Origin of the sequence: Cellulomonas fimi (assembly GCF_028527925.1) — a bacterium.
In the GTDB taxonomy this organism is placed as follows: domain Bacteria; phylum Actinomycetota; class Actinomycetes; order Actinomycetales; family Cellulomonadaceae; genus Cellulomonas; species Cellulomonas fimi_C.
Map to the genome: position 1 here is coordinate 1 of NZ_JAPESW010000078.1, position 9,442 is coordinate 9,442.

Annotated in this window: 8 protein-coding genes and 1 riboswitch; of the genes, 4 read left to right on the forward strand and 4 right to left on the reverse strand. The window is 73.3% G+C overall.

The window, feature by feature from the left end; all coding sequences use genetic code 11:
- Positions 1-67: 67 nt before the first annotated feature.
- Positions 68-442: a VOC family protein gene (locus tag OMK64_RS19255; RefSeq protein WP_272729972.1), complete on the forward strand. Its 375-nt coding sequence runs from the start codon at positions 68-70 to the stop codon at positions 440-442.
- Positions 443-567: 125 nt separating this feature from the next.
- Here OMK64_RS19255 and OMK64_RS19260 read toward each other — a convergent pair whose 3' ends face one another.
- Together OMK64_RS19260 and OMK64_RS19265 are read right to left on the reverse strand one after the other, a co-directional pair.
- Complete coding sequence (locus OMK64_RS19260) at positions 568-2,046, reverse strand: glycosyl hydrolase (RefSeq protein ID WP_272729973.1); 1,479 nt, start codon at positions 2,044-2,046, stop codon at positions 568-570.
- Entirely contained in the window at positions 2,036-3,601 is a 1,566-nt protein-coding gene (locus tag OMK64_RS19265) for a glycosyltransferase (RefSeq protein WP_272729974.1), read from the reverse strand. The genes OMK64_RS19260 and OMK64_RS19265 overlap by 11 nt, the downstream gene beginning before the upstream one ends.
- Positions 3,602-3,956: 355 nt before the next feature.
- Positions 3,957-4,031, forward strand: a riboswitch (cyclic di-GMP riboswitch).
- A gap of 140 nt (positions 4,032-4,171) precedes the next feature.
- Between OMK64_RS19265 and OMK64_RS19270 the strand changes: the two genes are divergently transcribed.
- Both OMK64_RS19270 and OMK64_RS19275 read left to right on the forward strand, forming a co-directional pair.
- Positions 4,172-5,989 (forward strand): glycosyl hydrolase, encoded by a 1,818-nt coding sequence (locus OMK64_RS19270; protein WP_272729975.1) that lies wholly within the window; start codon positions 4,172-4,174, stop codon positions 5,987-5,989.
- 28 nt (positions 5,990-6,017) lie between these two features.
- On the forward strand, positions 6,018-6,503 hold the full coding sequence (locus OMK64_RS19275) for a nucleoside deaminase (protein WP_272729976.1): 486 nt from the start codon (positions 6,018-6,020) through the stop codon (positions 6,501-6,503).
- A 118-nt stretch (positions 6,504-6,621) separates the two neighbouring features.
- Here OMK64_RS19275 and OMK64_RS19280 read toward each other — a convergent pair whose 3' ends face one another.
- Positions 6,622-8,046 carry an APC family permease gene (locus OMK64_RS19280; RefSeq protein WP_272729977.1) on the reverse strand — a complete coding sequence of 475 codons (1,425 nt, stop codon included), beginning with the start codon at positions 8,044-8,046 and terminating at the stop codon, positions 6,622-6,624.
- 238 nt (positions 8,047-8,284) lie between these two features.
- On the opposite strand from OMK64_RS19280, the gene OMK64_RS19285 reads away from it, so the two are divergent.
- Positions 8,285-8,629 (forward strand): YtxH domain-containing protein, encoded by a 345-nt coding sequence (locus OMK64_RS19285; protein WP_272729978.1) that lies wholly within the window; start codon positions 8,285-8,287, stop codon positions 8,627-8,629.
- A 147-nt stretch (positions 8,630-8,776) separates the two neighbouring features.
- Here the strand turns inward: OMK64_RS19285 and OMK64_RS19290 are convergent.
- Positions 8,777-9,442: gluconokinase (locus OMK64_RS19290; protein WP_374694126.1), on the reverse strand; the 666-nt coding region annotated here is incomplete at its 5' end.

Consider the following 9,442-nt stretch of genomic DNA (forward strand, 5'->3'; position numbering starts at 1 on the left):
GTGGCCGGCGGGACGATGGGACGGACGCCGCCGGGGTCGTCCGGCGGGCCGACCGAGGGGGTCTCCCGTGGAGTTCAGGCTCGAGCTCGTGATCGTCCCCGTGAGCGACGTGGACCGTGCCGTCGCCTTCTACTCCGAGCAGGTGGGGTTCGTCGTCGACCACGACCAGCGCGTCAGCGACGACGTGCGCTTCGTCCAGCTCACGCCGCCCGGCTCGGCGTGCTCGATCGCGGTCGGGCTCGGCCTGACCGACGCCGCGCCGGGCTCCGTCAGGGGGTTGCAGGTGGTCGTCGACGACGCCGACGCGGCGCGCGCCTTCCTCGTCGAGCACGGCGTCGACGCCCCCGAGGTCCAGGAGTTCCCGTGGGGCCGGTTCACGGGGTTCCGCGACCCCGACGGCAACGAGTGGTCGGTCCAGCAGCTCCCTGCCTGGCGCGGCTGACCCGGCGCGCCTCGTGCGCCGGCCGCCGGAGCGGGCCGCGACGGACCCCCCGGCCGCCGCGTCAGGCCGGGGACGGACGACGACCCCCGACCCCGGCGGCGGACCGGGGTCGGGGGTCGCGTCGGTCATGGCCGGGGCAGCCCGATCCCGGAGCGCGCCAACCCGTCGGCGGCGGCGCGCAACGACTGCGGCGACGAGTCGAGCCGCCAGTCGTTGGTCGAGCGTCCGCTGCCCTCGCCCGAGGTCACGGCGAGGCTGAACCAGCCGATGCCGATGATGTCGCTGTTCTCCGGTCGGGCCAGCCCGTCGAACAGGCTGCTGATCCACTCCGCCTTGTGGCCGCCGCGCTCGGTGGCCCCGATCTCCGCGAGGAAGATCGGCTTGCCGGGTGCGGCCTCGCGCAGCAGGGGCAGCGTCATGGCGTACGTGTCGTCGAAGGTCGGCTCGGGGTCGCCCGGGCGGTAGTAGCCCGACATGCCGACCCAGTCGACGTACTCGGGCCCCGGGTAGAACTGCCGCGGATGCGGCTGGCTGGGGATCTTGTTGACGCGGTTCGGCGCCCACAGCCACACGACGAGGTCGTTCGCCCCCTCGGCCTCGAAGATGTCGTGCACGTGCCGCCACATCTCGGCGTACTGGCCGGGCCGGTTGCCGTTGATCGACCCGCCGTCCCAGCCGCGGACCTCCGACCACGGGTACCAGCTGCCGTTCATCTCGTGGTCGAACCGGATGACGAGCGGCAGGCCCGTGGCGGCGATGTCGCGCGCGTACTGGTGCAGGTAGTCGTCGAACGCACCGCCGATGATGCGGCTGAGCGAGAACTCGGGCACGTCACTCGTGATCGAGCCGATCTGGCTCTGGCTCTCCCACGTGAGCAGCGGGATCTGCCCGCGGCTCCACGCCGCCTGGACCGCGTCGGGCCGGAACGGGGTGTCCCACGACTGGAAGTAGCCGCTGACGTTCGCGTTGCGGCTGACGGCGGCCTCGACGCCGTTGAACTCGGCGTAGTCGAACGGGCTCTGCGTCGTGTAGAGGCCGAACAGCTGGCTCGCGGCGAGGATCTGCGCCTTCGTCATCGACGCGGTCACCGGCGGCGGCACGTACCCCTGGGGGTTCTCGACCTTCCACGACAGCTCCTGCACCTGCCGGCGCAGGTCGGCGATCTTCGCGGTCGTGTCGACGGCCGCGGCGTTGTGCCGCTCGCGCGTCGCCTTGAGCTCGCCGTTCACGACGTTGGCGGCGTCCGCCTGCGCGGCGGCCTCGGCCTCGGCCCGGCCGAGGGCCTGCTGCGTCGCGACGAGCTCGGCCTGCAGCGCGTCGAGCTGGGCCTTGAGGTCGTCGGCCCGCGCCTTCTGGACGGAGTCGAGGACGGGTGGGCGGCCGCCGGCCAGCTTCTCCTCGGCGGCCGTGAGCTGGGTCTTGAGGTCGTCGGCGCGGGCGCGTTCGGTCTGCAGCGCGACCTCGGCCTCCGACGGGCCCTCCCAGAACCGTTGGCCCTGCGGGGTGGACCACGCGAGGCCTGTGACCAGCAGGAGCGCGACGACGAGGGCGGCGCCGCTGATGCGCTGCCGTCGGCTGAGGCGGAACAGGCGGTCAGAGAACATAGGCGAGCGCCTCCACGCTGAGCAGGGCACCGCCGAGGAGGTAGGGCACGGCGGCCTTGGGGTTGAGCCGGCGCCGACGCGTCGGGGGCGCCGGGTGCGTCCGGACGTAGGTGAGCGTCTCGGTGCGGCGCGCGGCACGGGTGCCGGCCGCCGTGCGGGTGGACGTGTGCGGCCCGTGGGCGGCGTCGGCGAGCGGGACCCCGGACGGCGGGGTGTCGCCGACCGAGGGCAGGCCGTCGTCGAACGCGGCGCGGTCGGCCTCCGTCCGCAGCGCGTCCTCGGCGACGTCGAGGACCTCGTCGGACGTGTCCGCCGAGTAGGCGTGGGCCCGGGTGCCCCACGACGCGACGTGCGCCATGCGGAAGAACCCGAGCAGCCGGATCGGCATGAGGAAGAACGTCGAGAACACGATGTACGCGGGCAGCAGGAGCAGGTCGCGCGGCACCTCGCGCAGGTGGCGCACCTGCCGCAGCGCCATCGACAGCCAGCTCGCGGCGACGACGAGCCCGACCAGCACGACGACGCCCTGCCAGCCGGGCCGCAGCTCGAGCAGCGGCTTGTAGAAGTTGTACCCGGTCGCGGTCAGCGTCCGGTACAGCCCGCCGGCCCACGTCCCGAGCAGCAGGAACGGCAGCAGGATGTCCATGGCGAAGAAGAACCCGAGCACGGGTGCGTGCCCGGTCATCCAGGGCAGCATCCGCAGGGTGTTGTACTGGCTGCCGCGCGCCCAGCGCAGCTGCTGCTTCGCCATCTTGCGCAGCCGCAGGGGCGCGTCGGTGTAGACGAGGCTCGTGTGCTGGTAGACGGTCCGGTACCCCTGCTTGAGCGTGAGGTTCGTGAGCGTCCGGTCGTCCGACACCTCGAGGAAGATCCCGAGGAACTCCTCCCCGAGGAACTGCGGCATCGCCCGCTGGAGCACGTCGCGGCGGAACGCGATCGTGCGGCCCGGCAGGCACCCGACCTGCCCGAGCGCGGACTGCGCGGGCATCGCGTACAGCGCGCGGCTGTTCTCGAGCCAGTCGGCCCAGCGGGTGATGAACTTCCGCCGCGGGTCGAGGATTCGCTGCCGGGTGGTGACGCCGCCGACCTTGGGGTCGTTGAACGGCTTCACGAGCTCGGTCAGGGTGTGCGGCGTCCAGATGGTGTCGCTGTCGACGAGGGCGATGATCTCGCCGGTCGACATCTCGACGCCGATGGCGACCGCATTCCTTTTTCCGGCGACGGGGGTCCAGATCCGGCGCACGTCAGGAAAGTCGTCGCACACGGATTCCAGCGCGGTGTTGCGCGGCCCGTTGATGACGACGACCACCTCGTGCGGCTGCTGCTCGGTGATGCGGCGCAGCACGTCGTGGAACAGGTCGAGCGGCTCGTCGACGACGGGGATGACGACGGACGTGGTCGCGTGGCACGGCTCCTTCCACGTGCGGTAGCGCGCGGAGAGCACGACCTTGACGAGCCAGATGAGCCAGACGAGGGCGGTGAACAGGGCGAAGAGGTAGATCTCGAACGGGGCGTCGGACAGCAGGTCACGGACCTGCAGCAGGAAGATGAGCACGCGGGAGCTCCTCGTGTCGAGGCGTCGGCTTCTTCAACGCGGCGGGCTTCGGGGTCGCGCGGGGACGGCGGCGAGGACGTCGCGGGGGAAGGGCTGCTCGACAGCGAGCGGTGAGGCGGCGCGGCGCGGTGCTCGAGGTCCCCCCGGTCCCGGAGCGGTCGCGCGGCGCCGGATCCCGTTTTCGGGAGCGGCTAGGTCCGGCGTACCGGACGAGTCCTCACAGTTTCCACGAGTCACCGGTGAACGGAAATACCCGGTCCACCACGTGGTCACTACAGATATGACTCACTGAACAATCGTCTAGGACTTACGTCCTATGTACAGGTCCAGGAGTGTGCTCGTACGCTTGTTCGGTCAGCGACAAGGGCAAACCTGCCGCGAGGCAGGGACGCAAAGCCATGGGGCCCTCGAGGTCCGCCAGGCTGCCGAACGACTCAGGGGGCTCCTCACTTGCGCACGTCCACGCCCGTCTCGGGCGCCATCAGCCATGCCCGCACCCGCCCGCACCTCCCGCTCCGGGACCCCCGTCCGTCCCGTGCTCGCACGGTCCGCCGCCGTGCCGTCGTCCTCGTGACGGCCCTCGTCGCCGGCCTGCTCGGCACCGGGGTCGCCGCACCGGCGACCGCCGCCGAGCCCGCCCCCGGCACCGCTGCCGCGGCCCTCACCCCGCGGACCGGCCTGCTCTTCGGCGCCTTCGTCGCCAAGGGCACGTCCACGCAGGAGGAGGCCGTCGGGCGGTTCGAGGACACCGTCGGCCGCAAGCTCGACGTCCAGCGCCTGTACCGCCAGTGGGACGAGGACCTGCGCGCGGGCGGTGTCGCCTCGGCCGTCGAGCGCGGCCGCACGCCCGTCCTGTCCGTCGCGACCAAGCGCGTGGACGGGACCAAGGTCAGCTGGGCGTCCATCGCCCGCGGCGACCAGGACGCGACCATCGCCGCACAGGCCGCGACAGTCGCGGGCCTCGGCGTCCCGCTCTACCTGACGTTCCAGCACGAGCCCGACTACGCGACGGGCTTCGGCACGGCCGCCGAGTACCGCGCCGCGTGGCGGCACTACGTGCAGGTGTTCCGCGACAAGGGCGTGAGCAACGTCGTGTGGACGTGGATCGTCACGCCCACGCCGTTCGCCACGACCGCGACGACGACCGCCGACGCGCTCTACCCCGGCGACGACGTCGTCGACTACGTCGGCCTCGACGTCTACAACTGGAACGGCTGCAACCCCGGCGGACCAACGTCCTGGCAGAGCGTCGCGACGCAGTCCACCGCGGTCCGGGCCTTCGCGCAGAAGCACGGCAAGCCGATGATGGTCGCCGAGTGGGGCTCGGTCGAAGACCCCGCGAACGCGCAGCGCAAGGCCACCTGGCTGCGCGACTCCATGACCACCTGGACCAGCTGGCCCGAGGTCAAGGCCGTCCTCTACTTCCACCAGCAGGGCAGCTGCCCGTGGTGGGCGGACTCCTCGGCCACGACGCTCACCGCGTTCCGGTCGATCGCGGCCGATCCTGCCGCCCGCACGCGCACCACCGCGTGGCTGCGCGTCTCCGCGACGCACGGGGCCGCGCCGCTGGCCGTCACGGTCGACGCGTCCCGCTCGTGGGCCGCAGGCTCGACGCCGGGGGCCGGGATCGCGTCGTGGACCCTCGACCTCGGCGACGGGTCCGCACCCCTCACCGGCACCGGCACACCGCCCGCCGCGGTCACCCGGACGTACGCCGCCGGCACGTACGCGCTCCGGCTCACCGTCACCGACACCGCCGGCCGCACCGCGACCGACCGGGTGTCCGTCGACGCAGCGCCCGTGCCCACCGTCACCGTCTCGGCGAAGGACGTCACGACGACGACCGCGACGTCGCAGGCGCTCGTCGACCTGCACGGGTTCGCCGGGACCGTGCAGACGGAGTGGGGCACGACGACCGCGTACGGCACGACCGGCCCGGTCACGTCGGTCCCCGCGGTGACGTACCTCAAGACGGTCAACCAGCCGCTCGGCGGCCTGCAGCCGAACACCACGTACCACGTGCGCACCACGACGACCACGCCCGCGGGCACGACGGTCACGACCAGCAGCTTCGAGACCGCCGGGAAGCCCACGTCGTCGAAGCAGTGGACGTCGGGGACGACCGCGACGTCGACCACGTTCGTGGCGCAGGTCCACCCGCACCGGCTGGTGACCACGGCGTGGATCGAGTGGGGCACGACCACGGCCCTCGGCCGGACGTCCCCCGTCACGTCGGTCGCGGCCCTCACCTACGAGAAGTCGGTCTCGAGCGGGCTGGTCACCGGGCTCGCACCGAGCACGACGTACTACTACCGGGTCGTCGCGCAGAACTCCGCGGGCACTCTCGTGGGCCCGATCACGAGCGTGACGACGCCGCGGCTGTCCTGACCGCGGGCCGCGGCCTAGGGTCGGCGTCATGGCCGTGACCGACGCCGACCTGGTCCACCTGCGACGGTGCGTCGCGCTCGCGCGCGAGGCGCTCGACGACGGCGACGAGCCGTTCGGCTCGGTGCTCGTCGACGCCGCCGGGACCGTGCTGATGGAGGACCGCAACCGCGTCAAGGACGGCGACCAGACGCGCCACCCCGAGCTCGAGATCGCCCGCTGGGCCGCCGCGCACCTCCCCCCGGAGGAACGCGGCGGCTGCACGGTCTACACGTCGGGCGAGCACTGCCCCATGTGCGCGGCCGCGCACGGGTGGGCCGGGCTCGGGCGGATCGTCTACGTCGCGTCGAGCGGGCAGCTCGTCGCGTGGCGGCGGGCCTGGGGGCTGCCGCCCGGGCCCGTCGCGCCGCTGCCGGTGAAGTCCGTCGTCCCCGGCGCGGTCGTCGACGGGCCCGCCGAGGCGCTCGTCGACGCCATCTGCGTGCTGCACCGCGAGCACGCCGACCGGTCGCGCTGAGCCCGGTCACGCTGAGCCCGGTCACGCTGAGCCTGTCGCGCTGAGCCTGTCGCGCTGAGCCTGGTTGCTCGCTGCGGGTGGGCGTCGGCCCGACGACCGCGGCGACACCCGCGGGCCGTCAGGCGCGGGACGTCGACGCCGCCGCGTCGTGGTCCGTGCGGGCCGTGCGGCCCACGACCCAGCGGTTGACCAGGTACAGCACCACGCCGATCGCGAGCAGCGCGCCGGCGCGCACGTAGACCGCCGCGTCCCGGCCCGTGAGCGGCGACGCGAGGACGAGCGACACGACCGCGCCCGCGACGGGGGCCCACGTCGGCGCGCGGAACGTCGGACGCGCGGCGTCGCGTGCCGCCGGGTCGTCGTCGCCCGCGTCCGTCCCCTCGTCGGGTCGGCGGCGCAGCACGAGGACCGCGACGTTGACCGTCGCGAAGACCAGCAGCAGGAGCAGCACGGTCGTGTCCGCGAGCCCCGCCAGGTCGCCCGTCGTCACGAGCGTCAGCGCGATCACCACGGTGAACGCGATCGCGACGTACGGCGTCTGCCGCCCGCCCACGCGCCCCAGCACGCGCGGCACGATCCGCTCCTGCGCCATCCCGTACACCAGCCGCGACGCCATGAGCATGTTGATGAGCGCGGTGTTCGACACCGCGAGCAGCGCGATCACGGCGAACAGCGCGGGCGGGAACGTCAGGCCCGCGACCTTGACCACCTCGAGCAGCGGACCGGTCGACTCGGCGAGCACGTCCGTCTCCACGAGCATCGACGACGTGAACGCGACACCCACGTAGATGACGCCGGCGACCGCGAGCCCGCCGAACAGCGCGCGCGGGAAGTCGCGGCGCGGCGCGTGGCACTCCTCCGCGAGGTTCACCGAGTCCTCGAAGCCGAGCAGCGCGTAGAACGCGAGCGCCGTCGCGCCGAGCACCGCCATCCACGCCGCGCCGTCGGTCTCCAGCACGAACGCGCGGCCCGGGTCGCCCTCGCCCGTGAGCAGCGCCCACGCGCCGATCGCGAGGATCACCAGCAGGCCCGTCGCCTCGACGATCGTCAGCACGACGTTCACGCGCACCGACTCCGAGATCCCCAGCAGGTTCACACCCGTGATGAGCAGCAGGAAGAACCAGGCCGCGACCAGCGTCGGGACCGAGACGAACTCCGCGAGGTAGTCGCCGCCGAACGCGCGCGCCGCGGCGCTCGCCGACGTGATGCCCGACATCATCACCGCGAACGCCACGAGGAACGTGAGGAACGGCCGCCGGAACGCCCGGTTCGCGTACAGCGCGGCGCCGGCCGCCTGCGGGAACCGGCCGACGAGCTCCGCGTACGCCGTCGCCGTCAGCGTCGCCAGCACGAACGCGCACACGAACGGCAGCCACACCATCCCGCCGACCTCGGCCGCGACCTTGCCCGTCAGCGCGTAGATCCCCGCGCCCAGGATGTCGCCGACGACGAACAGCAGCAGGACGCGTCGGCCGATCGACCGGCGCAGCGGCGGACCGTCGGCGGAACGCGTGCTCGTGGTGGCCGTGCTCGGGTCGCTCATGATGACCTCCCCCTGCCGTCGCGTGCCGCCAGTGTCGACCCGACCGTCGTCCCGCGCGCGGCGTGGCGGCGCGCCGCCGCTGGACGAGCCGGCCGGAGGGGACGGACCTCCGCCGCGTCGCCCCCGGTGGTGGTGCCGTTCGACGCGCGGACCTGCGGCCCGGTGCCTACGCTCGGACCTTCGGACGGGCGGCACGCGCTGCGGACGTCGCCGCCACAGACCCTCGGGAGGACCGCTCATGAAGGGCAAGGTCGTGTTCGCCGTCGGCGTCGGGCTCGGGTACGTGCTCGGGACCCGCGCGGGACGGGGTCAGTTCGAGAAGATCAAGGGCTGGGCGAACGACGTCTGGCAGGACCCGCGCGTCCAGGGCTACGTCCAGGACGTCGAGAGCCAGGCGACCGCGTTCGCCAAGCAGCAGGGTGTGGCACTCAAGGACAAGGCCGTCGACGCGGCGAAGGCCGCGGTCGCGGGCAACGCGCCGTGGCGGTCGTCCACGACGGCCGAGGCCGACGACCCGGCGCCCGACGTCCTCGCCGGCGAGCCGATCATCGACGCGGACGACGCCCGCTACCGCACCCCCTGACGAGTCGCCGCTCCCGCTGGCCTGGGAGAAGCACCGGGAGCGACCGACCACGACGACGCGCCCCCGACGACCGCCACCCGGCGGGACGTCGGGGGCGCGTCGGTGCGTCAGGCACGCCGAGCCGGGGCCGTCCGCGTGTCGGCGACGTCAGGCGTCCAGCGCCTCGACGACGGCGGCCGCGGTCTGGGCGGGGTCGCGGTGGACGGGGAGCTCGACGCCGTCCTCGTCGGGTGCCAGCGGCTCGAGCGTCGCGAGCTGCGACTCGAGCAGCGACACCGGCATGAAGTGACCGCGCCGTCCGGCCATGCGTCGCGCGAGCTCGTCGCGGTCGACCGCCAGGTGCACGAACCGCACGCGCCCGTCGGCGCTGCGCAGCACGTCGCGGTAGGCCCGCCGCAGGGCTGAGCACGCGACGACGGTCCCGCGACCGGCCTGGGCGTGCTCGGTCATCGCGCCGGCGACGAGGCGCAGCCACGGCCCGCGGTCCTCGTCGGTCAGCGGGACGCCCGCGGCCATCTTCTCGACGTTCGCCGGCGGGTGGAGGTCGTCGCCCTCGACGAACGGCGTCCCGAGCGCCTCGGCGACGAGCCGCCCGATCGTCGTCTTGCCCGTCCCGGACACCCCCATCACGACCACGTGCTGCACGCCCACCGACCCTCCTCCGCTCGCGTCCGGGGACCCACCCTCCCACGCCTGCACCGCGAGCCCGAGCACCACGGTCCACGCGACGAGCGACGCGACGAGCGCGACGCGGCGGCGGTCGTAGTGGTCGACGATCGCGCCGCCGTACAGCCCGAACACCACGAGCGGGAC

Coding starts and splice junctions, on each gene's coding strand:
- OMK64_RS19260 (WP_272729973.1), bottom strand. CDS start 2,046: ATGTTCTCTGACCGCCTGTTCCGCCTCAGCCGACGGCAGCGCATCAGC.
- OMK64_RS19275 (WP_272729976.1), top strand. CDS start 6,018: ATGGCCGTGACCGACGCCGACCTGGTCCACCTGCGACGGTGCGTCGCG.
- OMK64_RS19280 (WP_272729977.1), bottom strand. CDS start 8,046: ATGAGCGACCCGAGCACGGCCACCACGAGCACGCGTTCCGCCGACGGT.
- OMK64_RS19285 (WP_272729978.1), top strand. CDS start 8,285: ATGAAGGGCAAGGTCGTGTTCGCCGTCGGCGTCGGGCTCGGGTACGTG.